This window comes from Imperialibacter sp. (assembly GCF_040222815.1).
Classification (GTDB): Bacteria; Bacteroidota; Bacteroidia; order Cytophagales; family Cyclobacteriaceae; genus Imperialibacter.
Genome location: NZ_JAVKCH010000027.1, coordinates 34,835 through 53,274, shown reverse-complemented (window position 1 = coordinate 53,274; position 18,440 = coordinate 34,835). Strand labels below are relative to the sequence as shown.

Annotated in this window: 22 protein-coding genes; 8 read left to right on the top strand and 14 right to left on the bottom strand. The window is 47.0% G+C overall.

Annotated features, from left to right (window positions below; translation table 11 throughout):
• Positions 1 to 12 precede the first annotated feature (12 nt).
• The 4 genes from RIF36_RS15665 to RIF36_RS15650 form a co-directional block, all read right to left on the bottom strand.
• Positions 13 to 981, bottom strand: a complete 969-nt coding sequence (locus RIF36_RS15665) for a YHYH protein (RefSeq protein ID WP_350123608.1) — start codon at positions 979 to 981, stop codon at positions 13 to 15.
• Positions 982 to 1,143: 162 nt separating this feature from the next.
• The gene (locus RIF36_RS15660) at positions 1,144 to 1,614 is read right to left on the bottom strand and encodes a Spy/CpxP family protein refolding chaperone (protein WP_350123605.1); all 471 of its coding nucleotides are present in this window, start codon (positions 1,612 to 1,614) and stop codon (positions 1,144 to 1,146) included.
• The gene (locus RIF36_RS15655; protein WP_350076066.1) at positions 1,607 to 1,915 is read right to left on the bottom strand and encodes a hypothetical protein; all 309 of its coding nucleotides are present in this window, start codon (positions 1,913 to 1,915) and stop codon (positions 1,607 to 1,609) included. The genes RIF36_RS15660 and RIF36_RS15655 overlap by 8 nt, the downstream gene beginning before the upstream one ends.
• Positions 1,912 to 2,514 carry an RNA polymerase sigma factor gene (locus tag RIF36_RS15650; protein ID WP_350123602.1) on the bottom strand — a complete coding sequence of 201 codons (603 nt, stop codon included), beginning with the start codon at positions 2,512 to 2,514 and terminating at the stop codon, positions 1,912 to 1,914. Before RIF36_RS15650 ends, RIF36_RS15655 begins: the two co-directional genes overlap by 4 nt.
• Positions 2,515 to 2,808: 294 nt before the next feature.
• Here RIF36_RS15650 and RIF36_RS15645 point away from each other — a divergent pair, with 294 nt between their 5' ends.
• Positions 2,809 to 3,663 (top strand): alpha/beta hydrolase family protein, encoded by an 855-nt coding sequence (locus RIF36_RS15645; protein WP_350123599.1) that lies wholly within the window; start codon positions 2,809 to 2,811, stop codon positions 3,661 to 3,663.
• On the opposite strand, the gene RIF36_RS15640 is transcribed toward RIF36_RS15645, so the two are convergent.
• Complete coding sequence (locus tag RIF36_RS15640) at positions 3,660 to 4,274, bottom strand: HAD family hydrolase (RefSeq protein WP_350123596.1); 615 nt, start codon at positions 4,272 to 4,274, stop codon at positions 3,660 to 3,662. The two genes, RIF36_RS15645 and RIF36_RS15640, sit on opposite strands and share 4 nt — an antisense overlap.
• Before the next feature lie 604 nt (positions 4,275 to 4,878).
• Between RIF36_RS15640 and RIF36_RS15635 the strand changes: the two genes are divergently transcribed.
• Both RIF36_RS15635 and RIF36_RS15630 read left to right on the top strand, forming a co-directional pair.
• Positions 4,879 to 5,871, top strand: coding sequence for a phosphotransferase (locus RIF36_RS15635; protein ID WP_350123593.1), 993 nt, complete (start codon positions 4,879 to 4,881; stop codon positions 5,869 to 5,871).
• Entirely contained in the window at positions 5,864 to 7,189 is a 1,326-nt protein-coding gene (locus RIF36_RS15630) for an ADP-ribosylglycohydrolase family protein (protein ID WP_350123590.1), read from the top strand. The genes RIF36_RS15635 and RIF36_RS15630 overlap by 8 nt, the downstream gene beginning before the upstream one ends.
• 2 nt (positions 7,190 to 7,191) lie before the next feature.
• Here RIF36_RS15630 and RIF36_RS15625 read toward each other — a convergent pair whose 3' ends face one another.
• The 3 genes from RIF36_RS15625 to RIF36_RS15615 all read right to left on the bottom strand — a co-directional run bounded on the left by RIF36_RS15625 (position 7,192) and on the right by RIF36_RS15615 (position 8,367).
• Complete coding sequence (locus RIF36_RS15625) at positions 7,192 to 7,473, bottom strand: DUF2442 domain-containing protein (protein ID WP_350123413.1); 282 nt, start codon at positions 7,471 to 7,473, stop codon at positions 7,192 to 7,194.
• Positions 7,470 to 7,775, bottom strand: a complete 306-nt coding sequence (locus tag RIF36_RS15620) for a DUF4160 domain-containing protein (RefSeq protein WP_152000838.1) — start codon at positions 7,773 to 7,775, stop codon at positions 7,470 to 7,472. Before RIF36_RS15620 ends, RIF36_RS15625 begins: the two co-directional genes overlap by 4 nt.
• A gap of 109 nt (positions 7,776 to 7,884) precedes the next feature.
• Positions 7,885 to 8,367 (bottom strand): hypothetical protein, encoded by a 483-nt coding sequence (locus RIF36_RS15615; RefSeq protein WP_350123416.1) that lies wholly within the window; start codon positions 8,365 to 8,367, stop codon positions 7,885 to 7,887.
• Between the two features lie 67 nt (positions 8,368 to 8,434).
• Here RIF36_RS15615 and RIF36_RS15610 point away from each other — a divergent pair, with 67 nt between their 5' ends.
• Together RIF36_RS15610 and RIF36_RS15605 are read left to right on the top strand one after the other, a co-directional pair.
• Positions 8,435 to 10,093, top strand: a complete 1,659-nt coding sequence (locus RIF36_RS15610) for a VRR-NUC domain-containing protein (protein ID WP_350123587.1) — start codon at positions 8,435 to 8,437, stop codon at positions 10,091 to 10,093.
• A gap of 70 nt (positions 10,094 to 10,163) precedes the next feature.
• A complete protein-coding gene (locus RIF36_RS15605) occupies positions 10,164 to 11,438 on the top strand; it encodes a glycosyltransferase family 4 protein (protein ID WP_350123584.1) in 1,275 nt (424 codons plus the stop codon).
• A gap of 10 nt (positions 11,439 to 11,448) precedes the next feature.
• Here RIF36_RS15605 and RIF36_RS15600 read toward each other — a convergent pair whose 3' ends face one another.
• The 4 genes from RIF36_RS15600 to RIF36_RS15585 form a co-directional block, all read right to left on the bottom strand.
• Complete coding sequence (locus RIF36_RS15600) at positions 11,449 to 11,814, bottom strand: helix-turn-helix domain-containing protein (RefSeq protein ID WP_350123581.1); 366 nt, start codon at positions 11,812 to 11,814, stop codon at positions 11,449 to 11,451.
• 126 nt (positions 11,815 to 11,940) lie between these two features.
• A complete protein-coding gene (locus RIF36_RS15595) occupies positions 11,941 to 12,207 on the bottom strand; it encodes a type II toxin-antitoxin system RelE family toxin (protein ID WP_350123578.1) in 267 nt (88 codons plus the stop codon).
• On the bottom strand, positions 12,207 to 12,404 hold the full coding sequence (locus RIF36_RS15590) for a hypothetical protein (RefSeq protein ID WP_350094254.1): 198 nt from the start codon (positions 12,402 to 12,404) through the stop codon (positions 12,207 to 12,209). Before RIF36_RS15590 ends, RIF36_RS15595 begins: the two co-directional genes overlap by 1 nt.
• Positions 12,405 to 12,691: 287 nt before the next feature.
• Positions 12,692 to 13,168: an Mpo1 family 2-hydroxy fatty acid dioxygenase gene (locus tag RIF36_RS15585; protein ID WP_350078900.1), complete on the bottom strand. Its 477-nt coding sequence runs from the start codon at positions 13,166 to 13,168 to the stop codon at positions 12,692 to 12,694.
• A gap of 124 nt (positions 13,169 to 13,292) precedes the next feature.
• On the opposite strand from RIF36_RS15585, the gene RIF36_RS15580 reads away from it, so the two are divergent.
• The 3 genes from RIF36_RS15580 (at position 13,293) to RIF36_RS15570 (ending at position 16,598) form a co-directional block, all read left to right on the top strand.
• A complete protein-coding gene (locus tag RIF36_RS15580; RefSeq protein ID WP_350123575.1) occupies positions 13,293 to 14,429 on the top strand; it encodes an NAD(P)/FAD-dependent oxidoreductase in 1,137 nt (378 codons plus the stop codon).
• 127 nt (positions 14,430 to 14,556) lie between these two features.
• Entirely contained in the window at positions 14,557 to 16,011 is a 1,455-nt protein-coding gene (nhaC, locus tag RIF36_RS15575) for a Na+/H+ antiporter NhaC (RefSeq protein WP_350123435.1), read from the top strand.
• A complete protein-coding gene (locus tag RIF36_RS15570; RefSeq protein ID WP_350123571.1) occupies positions 16,011 to 16,598 on the top strand; it encodes a 3'-5' exonuclease in 588 nt (195 codons plus the stop codon). Before nhaC ends, RIF36_RS15570 begins: the two co-directional genes overlap by 1 nt.
• Before the next feature lie 2 nt (positions 16,599 to 16,600).
• Here the strand turns inward: RIF36_RS15570 and RIF36_RS15565 are convergent, their stop codons facing one another.
• On the bottom strand, positions 16,601 to 17,206 hold the full coding sequence (locus tag RIF36_RS15565; RefSeq protein WP_350123568.1) for an IMPACT family protein: 606 nt from the start codon (positions 17,204 to 17,206) through the stop codon (positions 16,601 to 16,603).
• 4 nt (positions 17,207 to 17,210) lie between these two features.
• Positions 17,211 to 18,353, bottom strand: coding sequence for a tetratricopeptide repeat protein (locus RIF36_RS15560; protein ID WP_350123565.1), 1,143 nt, complete (start codon positions 18,351 to 18,353; stop codon positions 17,211 to 17,213).
• Positions 18,354 to 18,440: the final 87 nt, after the last annotated feature.

Below are 18,440 nucleotides of genomic sequence, written 5' to 3'. Positions count from 1 at the left end.
GGCTGTTTTCAATTAATTGATGTATGCGCCGTGCAGGCAGTTGATGAAATTGTTGGAGCCAGGGGCATCCACATGATAGTGGTAGCCTCTCGTGTCATCGTAGTGCCCACGACAGCTGTCCAGGTCGCTTGGCTCATTGCCATCTTCGTTGACCTGTGCATAGATGCCGTGCCCGTCCATGGCATAGCCAATCATAGCTGCATGCCCGTCGCTCTGTGCTACCTGTGTAGAAACACCTGTTGCTGCATGGTAATGATAACCCTGATGCACGTTGATGTGACCGCCCGCATCATCGAATGGGGCCAAAGTATAGGCACCTAATATGTTGTCGACAGGTGCTGATGCTGAAAACTCTGCTCCATTGAAGGCGATGCCCCGTACCGACGGCCCTGATACTTGCTGGCCAGGAGGGCCCATTCCGCCAAAGCTGGCCGGGGCGGTTAATTTTACCGGGGTAGTTGGGATCAACCAGGTGCTGGTGAGATCAGAGATGTAGTCGGGAATACACTCTACGCAGAAGTTCTTGTAGGCTACCCCCACGTTGGGGTTGGCTGCGTTGATGCAGTCGTCTTCTGTTTTTGTGACGTAAATATCACCATTGGCATCATACATGAGCCAGGTGTCGTCATTATAAAAGTTGGCCATATTGGCAACAAAGGCCCCATCTACATCATATACCTCTCCGTTTTCCAGCCAGATTCCACCGGCTTCTGCACCATCTGCAATGTTGTCAGGGCACCAGGGACCCATGTCGTGATCGGTGGGCGTACTCGCCACTATTTGGTAGCAAGTGGTCTTGGTTCCATCAGAAAGTGTGCAGTCGATAGTGGTAACGGTGGTGCCTTCCAGGAACAGGGAAGGGTCTACGTCAACGACTATTCCTGCCTCATCGCCGGGCGTTACATCGTCTTTGCAGCCATTGGATGAAATCACAATAGCGAGCATTAATAAGAAGAAAATACGGGACTGAAATTTGTGCATATCTATATTTTTTGGATGTATAGACGTGCTTTGGTTTCAAATCCTTCGGTCTCTTTATATTTTTCTTTTGAGGGCAAAAAAAATCCTTCGCTGGCGAAGGATAATGTTGATCAGTTTTGATTTTCGATCAGTCCTTTAGAGTAGCGGGGAAGGGCCAAGGCTTCAAAAGGGAGGCCTTCCAGGAGTCATCGGCCTGTCGGGTGAATTGGTCAATACAGGTATAATTCGCCTCATCACGTCGTCAAATCTGAGCTGTTGTTCCTCAGTGCATATTTGTTTGAGTGCTGCAAAATGGTCGTATGTGACCATGATTTTATCCTTCTCCAGCTGCAACATTTGCTCAAGTAAAGCCTCTTTATCGCTGCTAATGTTTTCTGAGCCCAGTTGCTCAAAAAATAACCTCACCAGCTCTTGCTCCTGCTTTTCAAGATCCAGAATAGCTTCCCTATGTGCTGTTGCCATTTCGTCAAACATTGCTTTTTGCTCATTGGTGAAGCCTAGCTCCCGGCCGATTTCGTCCTTTATTCCACTTTGGTGTTTTGGGGGTTTTGGCCCGACCAGGAAGAGTATCACAAGCACAACGTTGATCACCAGAAGAATTAAAAATCCGATGCGATACATTTTATTACTCATTGTCGTACAAGTTAAAATCAGACATAATTTGCGGATAGCCACTCGTCTCCACCGAGGTGCTGGTGTTGGATCCCAGATAGTTTGAAACGGCCCATATATTCGAGCAGACCACCAGCGCTATGACAGCTGCAATTTTGATCCATTCATTGCCCGCCTGTTGTTTGGTGAGTGGCTGTTGTTTTCGCTGCTCAGCCAGCTTCTGCTGAATTTTGGCAAAACCATCGTGTGGAGCTTTGGCTCTTTGAATGCCTTCCAGGCTGTTCATTATCTCTGTAGCACGATTTTTTTGGTTCATGTTCATTTTGACGTACTATTTTTAGTTTTCCCTCGTTCAGGAAAATATTTTTCTAACTCGTTTTTCAAATTCGATTTTGCTCGCTGCACCAGCGACTCAACAGATTTTGCACTTTGGTTCATGATTTCAGCCGCTTCCTTCTGCGGCAACCCCTCAACCTGGGTGAGGATATAGGCTGTTTTTTGACTTTCAGGAAGTGTGTCTATCGCCCGGAAGAGCAGCTTGGCATTTTCCCTGTTTTCTAATTGAATGCCTGGATGTACGAAATCGGCAGATTCATATTTTATTTCAGCCGAATCCTTCACATACAGTGAAGCGAAGACACCTTTTCTTTTTTGGCTATTCTGTTTTCTAAGAAAATCCAATGATTTGTTGACAGCTATGCGGTAGACCCAGGTACCAACGGAAGAGTTAAACTGAAAACCGGACGCAGTGTTGAAAATGGTTACAAATACATCTTGCAACAACTCCTCGGCATCTTCCGCATTCCTGGTGTAGCTTATCAGCGTATTGTATACTCTATCAGCATAATGATTGTAAAGCTGCTCCAGTGCCGCTTCGCTACCTTGCGCTATTGCCTGTAAACAGCTTTTTTCGTCGATCATTGAACCGATTTTCGAGATAATAACGCAGCCTCGTGCATAATAAGGTTTAAAAGTCCCACTAAAGTAATATTTCGCTCTCTTAAAATCGTATGATTTTCTTTGGATGTAGTCTTGCGGCTATTCTCTACAGCGCTGCTTACGGCCGACCTTTGTGATTGCTGCACTATTTACCGGTTCTGCGTGCAGGCACCGAACGAGCGTTGAAAGCTGCCTCCAGGTTCTTTTTATAAATGTCTTTTCCCCGACCGGATTCAATAGTATGATACTATCTTTGTGCATACTTTTTTAACTTCTATGATCGCCCCTCCTCACCAGCTAACTGCCTCCGATGGTTACCAACTATCGGCACAGCTATTCAAAGCATCGACTTCTTCTAAGTCCTTGGTGGTCATCGCCTCGGCCACGGGCGTGCCCAAGCCTTATTACAGCAAGTACGCCGCCTACCTGGCAGAAACAGGGCTGTTCAATGTGATGACCTTCGACTATCGGGGTATTGGCGAATCACTGCATGGGCCCATCAAAGGCTTTGATGCCAAAATGAGCGACTGGGGCCGGCTTGACCTGCAGGCAGCGCTGGCCTGGGGATTCGACAATTATGAAAAGGTCTTTGTGATCGGCCACAGCGTGGCTGGGCAGGTACTTCCGTTGGCGGAATTGAGCCCCCGAATAACTGCTGCCTGGTTCATTGGATCCCAATGTGCGGCCAACCATTTGTGGGATGGCGTTTACAGATTTCTTGTTAATTTTTTCTGGAAAGTCTCCCTTCCGCTTAGCTCCAACGCCCTGGGTTATATGCCGGGCATTGTGGTGGGTGGAGGCCCACCACTACCGAAGCAGGCTGCCCTCGAATGGAGAACCTGGGGATTGCATCCGCAGGGTATCTGGAAGGATGATAAAGCCGTGAAAGAAAAGTTCGAAGCTCTCACCATACCCATTCATTTTGTTGGTGTGCACGACGACCACATGATGGCACCCCCACGAGCCGTTAAGTTTTTACAGACGCAGTACTCGAACGCCGAAACAACCCACCAGCAATTGAAGCCATCAGATTTCGGCTTGAAGGAGATCGGTCATTTTGGGTTTTTCCGAAGCAGGTTCAAAGACAAGCTTTGGCACCTGCCTGTCGACTTTTTTGAGCCCTATCTCTAGCTGAGCACACCCAGCTTTTGCAGGTCTTCACGAAGCTGAGCTGAGCTTTTGAAGTGGATGCCTGTCACGCCCAGCTCCTTTGACGCTACCACGTTATCATGGTTATCGTCAATGAAAATGGCCGTCTCCGGATTCACCCCATAGCGATCAAAAACGATCTGGTAAATGTCGTGGTAAGGCTTCCTTGTTTTCTCCACGCCACTCACTACCACGCCTTCAAACCAATGCAAAAAAGGAAACGTGTCGAGCGCATAGGGCCAGCTTTCTGCCGACCAGTTAGTAAGGGCGTAGAGTCTGTGATCCGTTTTGTTTTTGAGGTGATCTAGTATCTCCACCGTTTCCCGAATGGCACCGTTGAAGCTTTCCGTAAATCTTCCGTAGTAAGCCCTGATGGGCTCCTCCCACTCAGGATGTTTGGCTACGAGGTAGTCTGTTGCTTCCGCAAATGACCTGCCACCGTCTTGTTCGATGTTCCAGGCACTGGTGCAGATGTTGTCAAGAAACCAGGTGACCTCTTCTTCAGTTTTAAAAATCTTGCGGTACAGGTAACGTGGGTTCCAGTCGATGAGCACGCCGCCCAGGTCAAAAATAATGGTGTCGATTTGTGGCATTGAAAAGCTAAATATGATTTTGTACGGCTAAGTTAAGCGTACTTTGATACATTCAAAAAAACCTACTGCATCGCACTCCGGCGGCTGACGGTTCCCTTCGCTAAGGTCTGCGCTACCGTACCGACGCCTGCCTTCGGTAGCACAGGTGTCGGTACGGCCCTAGCCACTCAGCAAGCTGTGTCCGACCACTGGCGGAAGCCGTCAGCCACCGGGTTCAAAAAAAACTGCTGTGCTCTACTCCGGCGGCTGACGGTTCCCTTCGCTAAGGTCTCCGCTACCGTACCGACGCCTGCCTTCGGTAGCACAGGTGTCGGTACGGCCATAGCCACTCAGCAAATGCCGTCAGACACCGGGTTCAAAAACCCGATCGTCCTTCACACCGGCGGCTGACGGCCCCAACGCTTAACCCACTTGCCGTACCGACGCCTTCTCACTAGCGGCTAACGGCTCCCAGCGCTCAGCGCATTGCTGCCACACCGACGCCCGCCAGTTTGGTTCGCTTGCCGACCATTTGAATAGAAAGTGACTTTTAATACAGCAACTTTTGTTTCAAATAGTCATTTTGCGATTGTAAGCGTTATTTAATCAAAACCGTAAGCGTCAGATGGAATTATCCCTGGATATTTCGAGAAGTGCCATGCTGCAGTACTTGCAGGATAGAAACTGGATGGAACCCTACGAGGAGGTGCTCAGACTGGAAAAGCCCGGCGAAGGCAATATGAACGTAGTGGTGAGGGTGGTAGGGGACACCAGGAATCTTATTCTAAAGCAGTCCAGAGCTTTTGTTAACAAGTACCCGCAAATTGCCGCACCCATAGAAAGAATAGGCGTAGAGCGCCGGTTTTATGCCCTGGCGGCTTCACTGCCGGAGCTGAGGAAATACCTGCCCTGGGTAGTCGGCTTCGATGCTAAAAATCATTTGATGGTGTTGGAGGATCTTGGAAAAGGGGCTGATTACACATTTGTTTATAAGAAAGACGAACAGATGACAGCCGAAGAATTGACGGCCGCAGTGGATTTTCTAAAGGTGCTGCATGAGCAAAAATTCGACAGTGAAACAGTGAATACCTTTCCCGGCAACCTGGCGCTGCGAAAGCTGAACCACGAGCACCTGTTTGTTTATCCTTATATGGAAGACAATGGCTTTGATCTTGACACAATACAGCCGGGTCTTCAGGCATTGGCAATGACTTACAAGACCGACTCCGTGTTGAAACGCAAAGTGTCGGCGCTTGGCGAGATTTACCTGGCTTCGGGCAACGCTTTGCTGCATGGTGACTACTATCCGGGCAGCTGGCTTCGGGTGAATGCCGGTTTTAAAGTCATCGACCCGGAGTTTTGCTTCTTTGGCCCTGCCGAGTATGACCTGGGCGTGATGCTGGCGCATTTGCACATGGCGCAGCAGCCCGAAGCCGATATTGAAAAAGCAATGGCGCAATACGGAGGAAGCATTAACGCCGAATTTGTCGGACAAATTGAAGGGATGGAAATCTTGCGAAGGATTATTGGCCTGGCGCAGCTTCCGCTGGAATTGACATTGGAAGAAAAGGAAGAGCTGCTCAAGCTGGCCGCTAAAAAGATAACATCAAATGCATAAGACAAAACATATTGCTTCGACTGTCTTGTTGGCCCTGATGATTGGGCTCCTTGCCTGCCAGCAGAACAGCGAAAATAAAGCGCCCTCTTTCCCGTCACCAGCGGCACCTTCTGGCCAGGTCTCAACCCATTGGCCAAAAGACCTGACTAAGGAGCAGTACTACGATAAAGTGCTGGGCATGCTGGTCGGCTCAGCCATTGGCGATGCCATGGGAGCCCCCACCGAAATGTGGCATCGCACTGCCATTCAAGCCCAGTTCGGCTTTGTCGATAGCCTGGATGCAGTAACCAGGGAAGGCTCACCGGAAGGCCCGTGGGAAGACAACCTGGCTGCCGGTGGCACTACCGACGACACCCGCTGGAAATTGCTGATGGGGAACTACCTGGTCACCCAGCAAGCCAGCGATTCGCTGGATGCAAAGGCTTTTGCCAACCACATCATCAATCTGTACAAAGCAGAAATGCAACAGGTGAAAGAAATAGATGCCTTTGGGCCTGAAGCCATGGAACGCCAGCTGATGCACATGACCTGGCTACAGGAGTGGGCCAAGGTAGCCAAGCCGTTTGCTGACGACGATCTACAGGGCTATAGCTACGCTGTGAACAAATTCTACGGTGGAGAAATGGCTTGTGCAGGCATGCTCTATTCGCCATCTATCGGTGGGTTTTATCCCGGGAAGCCTCAGAGAGCATATACAGAATCTTACAGGTTGGGCTTCTTTGATCATGGCTATGCTCGTGATATTACCGGGCTTACTGCAGCCTATGTGGCCAAAGCCATGGAGCCGGGTGTAAAACCGGAACAAATAGCACTGATTACAAGGGAGGTTGACCCGCTTAGGTATTTCAACAGCAGGCTCATTGGGCGACTAGCCTACGCCAGCTATACCGCTTCCAAAGAGATTGCGTACAAAGCCAAAGCGTTGACGGAAAAAGACATTGATCCGGCTTTGAGGATGCCCAAAAATTTTAAAGGGAGTAAGCTGGAATATGCACAGCTATCAAAAGCTTACGAACTGATGGATGACAGGCTACAGGACATTCCTTTTCATGCTGGAGAAATTCATTTCATTAACCTGATGGCACTGGAGTATTCAGGCGGAGATTTTCAAAAAGCCATGGAATTTGTGGTTAACTATGGCCGTGACAACGATACAGTGGCTGCCATCACAGGTGCCATCCTTGGGGCGTATTGGGGGTATAACGATTTACCTAAAGGCTTGAAAGAGAAATCACTAAAAGCGACCAAGGAAATAGTGGGGATAGATTTGGAAGAGCTGGCCAGGAAAACCGCTGAGGCAGGTTACAGGGCGGACTAGTTTCAGCTAATTTTGCCAGTATACAAATCCCAAACCGGAAAAATCAAATCGTAATCCATCCAGTTAAGATTACCGTCAACTATCTCAAACTTCGTAAACAAATCCTTATTGAGATATCTTTTAACAGCGGGATGTTTGCTTTTGGATAGAAATTCCTTGAAATCGACCAGTTGAGTAATTCCGTCACTGAAATGAATCCGAATGGTGTAGTCATTAACATACTCCGCCATCGAAACGCTCACAATAGCCTGGCTGCTTTCTTTCGTATCGTCTGTGATAATCATGACAGCTTTGTTGTAATCTTCTCAAAACTAACATTTTTATGATACACAAAAAAGTCAACCCACTTTTCGACTATTTTCTCGGAGTAGTTCGATAGGAACAATTTGAAGTCTCTTAAATCACCACTTTTAAGACTTTTTCTGCCTTTGACTGCCGACAATTTTATCTCTGTGATTTCTCCATTCAAAAGGAAGAACTCGGCTTTGGTTTCATATTCACCTTTTTGAGCATGAACGTGTATTGGGTCATGTTCATTTGAATAGAAAAAGATAATTATTCCAAAATACTCAAATATTTTTGGCACTTAATATTCGTTAACTGGTTGCAAACAATGAGGTACATTGACTAACTCTGGATGAAGTTATTCAATATGAGTGAATAGTAAAAGTCTTTTAAAGTTGAAAATCGAGCACTCAAAAACTAGCCGACATCACGCTGTCAGTCCCGATTCTCAGGCTGCTAAGCCCGAAAGAATGGATAGTCATGCCGTCGTCTTCCGATTCTTTGAAAGTTAGCCACCTGGAGGTGCCGGCCAGTTGAGGTGCGTCTGAAGGGATGTAGATGTCAAGCGTGACGCTTTCCCAGCGACTGAAAAGGAAGTTTTTCCAATGCTTGGCTTCAGGGTCGTCCAGTTTGATGTAGAGGGTTCCTTCCTCTGAGGAAAGGTTGAGTTTGTCGAGCAGGGCGTTGTCGCCGATGATTTTGCCCTGGCCCACTCGTTGTGTATGTACCCTTACCTGGCAAGGTATATCGATAATCAATTCGGTAAAGGCAGGCAGCGGCCGCTCCAGAATATTCTCGGTGGTACTGACCATCAGATGGCTGCGCTCCACCACTATGCAATACAGGATTGCAAGTGTAAAAAGTAAATAGGCCGCTAACTCTCTTCTTTTCAAAATGAATTGATTTTGCTTATTAGATGTCTAATTTGGTGTCAGGGTTGCATCTTCGGAAAGAAAAATAATGGGAACGCCTCCAATTCGCCTTCACGATACCTACTACCACGACAACTTCCTCTATGTGCTGGCTCATGTAGAAAGACTATACGCTTCATTTTTAACTCCTTTTGAAACTGGCTTCCTTTCCGACTTTCGTGCCTTAAGCATCAGTGCTCAGTGCCTTTACATCCGGATGGCCAACCGCAAAGGTCGATTTTTCCGACCATCAAAACTAGTTTACACTGAGATTAAGGATACCGCCACCGCATGGCGAGAGTTACAGAAAAACGGATTTATTTCTTCACCAGTGGTCAACGACGAATGGGATGCGCTGGACCTGGTGAGGCTTTTTACAGTAGGGGAGTTGAAGGAGGTACTGAAAAGCGTTGGGGTGGAAGCAAAAAAAGCTAACAGAGAAGAATTGATTCTGTTACTATTCGAAACTTTCACATTGCCCAAAATGAGGGACAGGCTGCTGGAACTGGAAGAAGTGGTGGAGATGGCAAAGCTGGAGCAACTGGAGATGATCAGGCTTTTCTTCTTCGGGCATCCGTGGGGCGATATGTCGCAGTTCGTGATCAGGGATATTGGCAATGCTAAGTTTGAAACTTACGATGAAGAGCTGTTCAAACCACAATTCAGAAGCTATGACGAGGTGAGCCAACTGTTCGATCTGCACCAGCAATACAGGGCGTTAAAAAGGGCCATGTTGCTTGAGGATGAAGCGCTGATCGATGAGGCTGTAGGTGCGCTGACTTACGTGCCCGAAAATCTGTCGCCAGTGGCGGAATCAATTGTGAAGAAGTTCATCATGCGCACAGGCAAGTGGTACGAGCAAAACAAATTGTTGGAAAGAGCCGCCATCACCTATTCGAGGCATTCGTTGCCTGAGTCGAGGGAACGGCTGGTGAGGGTGCTGATAGGCCTTGGGAAAAAGGATGATGCAAAGGAAGTGCTGCAGCGAATTGCTGCCGAGCCGGAAACGCACTCTGAGTGGCTTTTTGCCAGCGATCAACTGGTAAAGCTGTCAGGAAAGAAACAGGTGCTTACCACCACAAGGGTGATGAAGGAGGCGCCGGAGTTGATCGTGCCAAAACCAGATGGAAGCCTGAACATCGAAGAGCATGTTTTGATTACCCTGCGAGAGCAAGGCTTTGAAGGCGCCCATACTGAGAACTATATCTGGCGTAGTCTGTTCGGCCTGGTTTTTTGGGAAGAGCTCTACAGCCAGGAGCGGGCACTCATTCACCAGCCTTTGCAGCGTGTGCCGGTTGACCTGCAGGATCGTCGTTACTTAAAAAGCCGCTACCAGGCTTTTGAGCATTTTTTCTCTGTTTTTGAAAGTAAACAACAGTTGCAGGAAAAAGTGTTTGTGACCATGCAAGCCAAGGAGAATATTGTTAACCCATGGGTAGGCTGGCATCCTGATTTGGCCGCCCATATGGAAGCGCTGTTTCGGCATCTAAGCCTTGAGCAGCTAAAGGAAATTTCGTTGGAAATGGCCCGCAATCCGCTGGAGAATGGTACTGGCTTGCCCGACCTGTTTGTGTGGAATAGCGATGAATATCACTTTTGGGAGGTGAAATCTCCTACCGACCACCTATCGGCCCATCAGGTTTTTTGGATTGACTTTATGAAGGAGCATGGTGTGAAGGTAGAGGTGCTGAGAATCGTGTATAATTAATTCCTTTTTTACCGAACTTATCTACCACACTGATCCTTTCTTTTTTATATTGAAGCATAAATCCATTTGAATGAAGGTACTCATGCTTGGGTGGGAATACCCGCCCGAAATTTCCGGAGGATTAGGTGTTGCGTGTCATGGCTTGACCCTGGGGCTGAGTGAGCAGAACGTGTCGGTGGATTTTATACTTCCGAAGGTTACAGCGAAGAAATCGTGGAACAAAGTCTCGCTCAGGGAGGCTGAGGAAGTGGAATGGAAAAAAGTGTTGTCGGAAGAGCGGGAGTGGTGGGAAGATGTGAAAGTGCTGGAAATAGGCTCCTATCTTTTGCCCTACTTGTCGGAAGAGCAGTTTGTTAAACAGCCCGTAGTTCAAAAGCAAACAAAAGAAAAAACGGTATTAAAAGAAAAGCTTGAACCACTTCGCAAGAAGTTGAAAGGTGGCTACGGCCCCGACCTCTTCAATGAAGTGGTGAAATATGCCATTATAGTAGGGGAGGAAGCTACAAAGTCAAATGCAGATGTCATTCATGCGCACGACTGGATGACTTTCGAAGCAGGGGTAATGGCGAAGTCGGCTAGTGGTAAGCCATTGGTGGTGCACTGTCACAGCACAGAGTTTGATAGGATGGGTGTGCACGTGAACCAACACATCTACGATATCGAACGAAAGGGTTTCGAAAATGCCGATGCCATTATCACCGTAAGCCATCAAACGAAGGAGCTCATCCATTTACACTATGGGATCAAGTTGTCTAAAATTCACGTCGTCCACAATGGGTATTTTCCTGTGGCGGCTGCGAAGCACCACAAAAGAAGTACTTTCAATGTTTCGTTTCTGGGGAGAATGGTTGGGCAAAAGGGACCAGAGCATTTTGTGGATGTGGCCAGGGAGCTCCTTCGAATGGATGACGCCTACCGATTTACGATGGCGGGCAGCGGCCATATGCTGGACCAACTGAAAGAGAAGGTTTACAAAATGAATTTGTCTCACTATTTCAATTTCCCGGGTTTCCTGAACCAAAAGAAGTTGCCTCAGTTTTTTGCAGACACTGACGTTTTTCTGCTAACATCTAACTCCGACCCGTTTGGTATTGTGGCGCTGGAAGCCGTGAGTGCTGGGGTACCAGCAGTTTTGTCGATAAATGCCGGGGTTTCGGAGGTGCTCACCCATGCAGCGAAGTTTGACCCATGGGATACGTTTTCCATCAAGAACTTTATCGGTGAGTTGAAGGGCGACCCAGCCAGGCTCAAAGCCTACACCAAAGCCCAGGAAAGCGACCTTAAAAAGGCTTCATGGCAAAGAATGGGTGAAGAGGTGGTGAGTCTTTATAAGAAATTAGTTTAGCAACCGATAGCTAGACAGCAGGTGTAGACTCTTTGATCAGTACATCGGCGGGAATGCTCAATTGCTTACTCAAGTTTCGTATCATCTTTAGCGAAAGAGAGGTTTTGTAATTCAGTACCTTTGAAACCGTCCCCTTATCGCCGATTGATTTCACAAGGTCTTTATTCTTTAAGCCCAGGTCTTCCATCCTTATCTTGATAGCCTCTATAGGATTTGGGCTGTCGATTGAGAAATGCTCATCTTCATATTTTTCTATGACGAGCAATAGTAGCCTAAGCTCTTTACCTTCTTTCGAATCAGGGTGAGCGTCAAGAAGACGCTCCACCAGATGAAGCGCTTCGTGGTATTGTTTTTCTGTGTCGATTATTCCAACCATAGTGTTTTTATGCTTTTGTCACACTTTAGTCACGTCTTTTAATCGTATTCGGCGTGGGTTCCAAACTATTTGACGGGAATTATTTTGTAGTTAGTTTCCAGGAAATGGTTGCTCAAACGGGGCAACTCACGGGAAGATCTTATAGATGTCTTTTCTATGTGCTACTCTAGCAAACTGAACGACTTGCCCATCAATAAATATCCCAATTCGATAATCACCAGAGCGCAACCTAAATGCATCGTTAAAACCAGCCAACTTCTTGATATTCGGTAGTTCGTCAACTTTGCTGGCTTGCTTGACGATCTGTATTACATCTGCAATTGCTTGTCGATCTTTCGGATGGGTGATTCTATCAAGATCCTTACTGAACCTTTTCAAATAAACAACCTGCATTAAACTTTAAGCTTTGACATCACCTCATCTTCAGAAGCAAAATCTGAACGATCGACGTCTTTCATAAGCATGGATAATCCAAGGTCTTCTGCATCTTCATCAGACAAAACCTTCGAATCAACTCCCAGCTTTTGCAGCAGTTCTGAGATAAACTGCAATTCTTTCTCGCTTTTGGGGTTTACAACTATTGAACTCATAAAACAAAGATAACTAATCGGAAAGACGGAAACTAACACATCATGAGGCCTAAGCCGCAAAGTAATCGAAGTGAATCCCGGAAGCTTTCTGGAGCAGTACCCGCCACTTCGTATATTATAGCTATAGGCAGCGTGGCTAAGTGCCGACGGTGGCAGTAGCTCTTATCAATCCCCACTGCTGAGCGGTAAAGCTAAACCTTACAATGAATCTGAACTTGTTTCCTTTTATATTAACCATTCTCAATCACCCAGTTTCTGAAGCGCTTTTTAGGCTTGTGTAAAGTGACTCAATAGGGTATGCCCAGTTTTTTATAAATGAAGTGCATGAGCCACGCAGGCCCAATAAGGAGGAACTGGAGGTCTTTAAAAAACGATGGTTTTTTCCCTTCCACCTTGTGTCCGTAGAACTGCCCGATCCACGCCGCAACAAATATCCCCAATGAAATGGCCCAGAGTGGTGTGGCAAAGGTTTGACTTAGATAATTGGCGGCCAGGCAACAAACAGCAGCCACCGCAAGCATGCCAAAGGAGAGCGGAATAGAAAGCGTGAGGTAGTAGATGAGTGTGATTGCCAGCAGAAGCGTGGCCCAGTTCACGTAGGGATTGTCGCTGATGAAATTCTGCAAAAAGCCACTGGGGATAGACCAGATAAGCCCCACAATGCTAAAAAATATCAGTGGTACACAAATCCAGTGAATGGCCTTGTTGGTGCTGTTTTGGTGGCTTTCGCCATACTCCGAAAGGAGGCTGTCTATTTTTCTCATAATGATCATTAGGGTTATGTTCTTCTAAAATACATAATCCTTTTGATATTTTAAGTCCATTTATCAACAAGAGGTGTCGGGTAATTGATCGATTCACTAGCTTGCATCCAAACAAAACAGCCTTATGTCATTAAGTTTTTGGGAAAGCCAATCGTTTCAAAACTGGGACTACATCGTGGTAGGCGGAGGTATTGTTGGGCTGAGTACTGCCATTAGTTTGCGAGAGAAAACGTCAGATGCCAGCATATTGCTTTTGGAACGTGGTCTGCTGCCATCAGGGGCTAGTACAAAGAATGCAGGTTTTGCCTGCTTTGGCAGCCTCACCGAATTGGTGGAAGATATCAAGGTTCTTGGTGAAGAGGGCTGCCTGGCACTTGTAAAACGCAGGTGGGCCGGACTCCAGAAGCTCAGACAACGAGTGGGGGATGCCGGGCTGGGCTTTCAGCAAAATGGCGGTTATGAGTTGGTGTCGGAAGCTGAGGTAAAGTACCTGCCCGAAATCCCCAAAGTGAATGGGTTGCTGAAAAGCTTTTTCGGTATTGAAGTATTTCAGGAGGGCGCACAGCTTGTTCAAAAATTCGGTTTCCACAAGTCGGTGGTAAAAACGGTCATTGTCAATCCCCTGGAGGGGCAGCTGCATACCGGCAACATGATGAGAAGCCTTTATCAAATCGCTGCCGCAAAAAAAATACATGTGCTTACCGGCTGCGAAGTAAAGCGGCATGAAGACTTGCAAAGCCATGTGGAGGTGTCCGCTTTTTCATCTGCCACCAACACCGACATCGTATTCAAAACCAAAAAACTGGTTTTCTGCACGAACGCATTTGCTTCACAGTACTTTCCTGAGCTGGACATTAAGCCAGGCAGGGGGCTTGTTTTTGTGACCGAGCCAATGAAAAAGGTTCCTTTTCGGGGGACTTTTCACATGGATCAAGGCTTCTATTATTTTAGGAACGCTGGCGACCGGATTTTGCTGGGCGGCGGCAGGAACCTCGATTTTGATAAAGAGACAACTACTAATTTTGGTGTGAATGAGGTAATTTTGGCTGAGCTGAAACGACTGCTTGCCGAGGTGATTGTGCCTGGCTCTTCACTAAAAATTGATCAGCAGTGGTCTGGCATTATGGCGTTCGGAAAAACAAAGGAACCTATTGTAAAGAAGCTTTCCGACAACATAACCGTTGGAGTGAGACTCGGTGGTATGGGCGTGGCTATCGGCACGCTGGTGGGGGAAGAACTTGCAGGACTTACTAGCAGTTGATAGTTGTACTAATCAAAGACAGAACCAAAACATTTGTGGTAAAATATTTATAGGAATGCAAAAGCAGGCCTCCCTTTTGATTTTTTACTATCTTCAAACCTTATTCATATCGTTATAAACCGTTTTTATGCAAAAAACGAAAGAGCCAACCCTTTGGCAAGCCTTTATTCCCATCATTTTCCTTATTGTTCTACTGTCTCTTAATGTTGTCATTTTTGGTGATGCAGCCCTTGACGGCTCCAACCAAATCGTACTCATTTTAGCAGGCGCTGTGGCGGCCCTTGTTGCTACAAGACTGGGTATTTCCTGGGATGATATGATTGACGGGGTGGTGAAAAGCATCAGCTCCGCTATGTCTTCGATCTTAATTCTTTTGTTGATAGGGGCGCTGGCAGGCACCTGGCTGCTAAGCGGTATCGTTCCTGCGATGATCTACTATGGCCTTCAAATTCTTAACCCTACCATCTTTTTGTTTGCCGCCTGCGTTGTTAGTGCCATAGTGTCTCTGGCAACGGGCAGTTCCTGGTCCACGATTGCTACCCTTGGTGTTGCTCTGCTCGGTATCGGGCAGGCACTCGGAATCTCCGAAGGGCTTGTAGCCGGGGCCATTATTTCGGGTGCTTACTTTGGTGATAAGATGTCACCTCTTTCTGATACAACTAACCTCGCCCCTGCGATGGCCGGTACTGATTTGTTTACACATATCAGGTACATGGTTTATACCACTGTTCCTTCGCTCACACTTACTTTGCTCATTTATATCGGAATTGGCGTATTCTCGTCATCCGACGGCACAGTAAATGATATTGCACCTATCCTGGCCTCGCTAAGTGATAAGTTCGATATCAACGGATGGTTGTTCATAGTGCCCGTGGCTGTGATCTTTATGATTATCAGAAAAGTACCTGCTATTCCCGCACTCCTGGCCGGCACCCTGCTGGGAGCTGTGTTTGCTTTCATTTTCCAGCCCAATATCATTTTGGAGGTGGCCGCCGTAGAAGGGCCTCTTTGGAAACAAACGTATGTGGGAGTGATGAAGGCACTTTATACAGATATCAATGTGGTGACTGACAATGCGATGGTGAACGAATTGCTGTCAACTGGCGGCATGTCGGGCATGCTCAACACCATTTGGCTGATATTGTGCGCTATGGTATTTGGAGGTATCATGGAAGCAGGTGGCTTGTTGAAAAAGATTGCTGCCGAGATTATTAAGCGGGTGAATTCTACATGGTCGCTGATTACATCAACGGCTGCTACCTGCGTGTTTTTTAATATCACAGCTTCTGACCAGTATCTGGCTATCGTGGTGCCGGGAAGAATGTATGCAGATATCTACAGAGAAAGAGGATTGATGCCTGAGAATTTGAGTCGAACGCTGGAGGACAGCGGAACAGTGACGTCGGTGCTGGTGCCGTGGAATACCTGCGGAGCCACTCAGTCCAGCGTACTTGGTGTGAGCACCTTTATTTATGCCCCGTATTGTTTTTTTAATATAATAAGCCCACTAATGACCATTGCTTTTGCTGTGTTTAATATCAAAATCAGAAGGTACAAGGAGCAGAAGGAGGCAGTAGCTTAATGACCTTTCCAAAGAAAATTACGAAAGAGGAAATACTGCAATTACCCGAGTTTCGATTTGAAGGTAAGGTGCATGTGATCTCGAATGAGGCCGACATCAAAGATGCCACCACTGTACTTGCAAGGGAAAAAATTTTAGGTTTCGACACCGAGACAAAGCCAGCGTTCAGGAAAGGCCAATATTTTCCGACAGCTCTGGTGCAGTTTGCCACTCAGGAAGAGGCCTTTCTCTTCAGAATCAACCACCTGGGGCCCCACTATCGAATTTACGACCTGATGGAGGACGTATCCATTACCAAAATAGGTGTGGCCTTGCGTGACGACCTGGTAGATTTGAACAAGATCAGACGCTTCGAACCCGATGGGTTTATTGACCTGAATGAGGTGGTGAAAGACCTTGAGTTTGAAAACATGGGTGCCAGAAATTTGACGGGGATGATTCTGGGTAAAAGAATCAACAAGGCCCAGCAAACTTCCAACTGGGAAAACGAAGAGCTTACAAAGGCGCAGATCCACTATGCGGCTACCGATGCCTGGGTGTGCCGGGAAATTTACCAGGTGCTGAACAGCAAGGGTTATTTGTATTAACGTTATGTGGCTTTGATTATGCGAACACTGGAAACTCCTGCCAGTGCAAGTTTCTCTTTGAGCGAGTCTCCGGTGCCAACCTCAATAAAACCCTGAAGTGAGCACATTTCCTGAAATGTTTGCCCCTCTATTTCCAGGCCGAACTCTTTTGCGAGCCTCATCACATCGCTGGTCTGCTCGTAGGTGAAATCGATCAATACCTCGTCTTTGATGGTGGTTTCAATTACCTCAGCAGCATCCAGCGCTTCTTTTGCAGCGGTTTTGTAGGCGGTAATGAGACCGGATACGCCCAGTTTGGTGCCACCAAAGTACCTAACCACCACCACAAGGGTGTTTGTCAGGTCTTTGGAGCGCAGTTGACCAAGAATGGGGTCGCCTGCACTGTGGTTGGGTTCACCGTCGTCGTTGGCTCTGTATTTGTCACTTTTGTTGCCCAGGATGTAGGCGTAGCAGTGGTGCCGGGCATCATAGTATTGCTTTCTGAGGTCATCAAGCCGGTGCTTGATATCATCTTCCGTCCGCACTGGGAATGCAAATGCCAGAAACTTGCTGCCCTTCTCTTTGTAGAAACCTTCTGATGTAGCTTTAATGGATTGAAAAGAGGCCACTTCACTAGTGTTTTAGATAACCTTTAGCTTCTTTTTCCACCTCCTCGGTAGTGGCCCATTCAATAGCCAGGTTAAACTGCCCGTCGGCAAGGTCGCTGTTGCCCTGGCTCCGGAAAATCCGCCCCAACCCCAGGTAGGCCAGGCTTTTGTAGTATTCGCCCTTGAACTCAAATGTCGCTGATTCGCTCAGGGCTTTTTGGTAATAATAGGTTGCGTCACTTAAGTTTTGAGCTTTCTTTTCCTCCATGATGCCAAGAAATAAGTTGGCCGACATACGGTAGTAAGCGTCTGAATTCCCAAGAAGCTCATCCGCCAGGGGAACCACCTCTTTGTAGCGCTCGTTCATCACCAGCGCCTCAGCAAGCTTCGTTTGGAAAAAGGCGTTTTTCGGATAGTCTTTATTAAGTCTTCTAAGGTACTTGAGGGCAGTTTCCGGATTGTTCTCGTACCGCAAGTAGATGTAGGACGTGTAAAGATTGGCTTCAACTTTCGTCAGCACTCCTTGCCGGCAAGCCTGGTCAAGCTGCTTAAGCCCCAGCTGTTTGTCTCCACTCTTAAAAAACCACAAAAATGGCTTGTAGATAGGATGTCTTTCAGGGTAGGTCTCTCTGAAATAATTGTACAAGCCAACAGTGAACAGAAACTCCGGGTTTTTGTCGGTCAGCTCGAAACCTTTTTTGATGAAATCATAGGTCTGTTTAGCCTCGCTGATGGCCTTCATGTAGCTACCCTCGTCAGCGTAGTACTCTGCTAATAGCCCCCTTGCCGACATTTCAAAGAAAATGCCTTCTTCATTATCAGCATCCTCTTTCAATATTTTTTGCGACTTTTCAATTACCGCTTGAAGCTTGGCAATGTGGTTCTTGTAACCCGGGGAATGAACATTGAAAGGCATTTCCTGCCATGAGATAAAGAAAGCATCGAGCATATCGATGGCGGGATGACCTGGCAAAGCAATTTTTATCTCTTTGTAAAGCACTCTGGCCTCATCAAATTCCATGTTGTAGATGTGGTCCACACAAAGCTGCACTAATTTGATTTTACTCTTACTGCTAAAAAGTGGAAGCCTTTCCTGCGATGTTGCGGTGTGAGGAGGGGAGAGGATGACGAACAACAGGACAGTAATTAGCCCAAAGGTTGATTTCATAAATGGCAGCAATAATCTTTCATTCAGTTGCAAAACTAAAAACTAAACGTCTAACTATGCATGAATTATGTTGCGAAGCTTATTTTT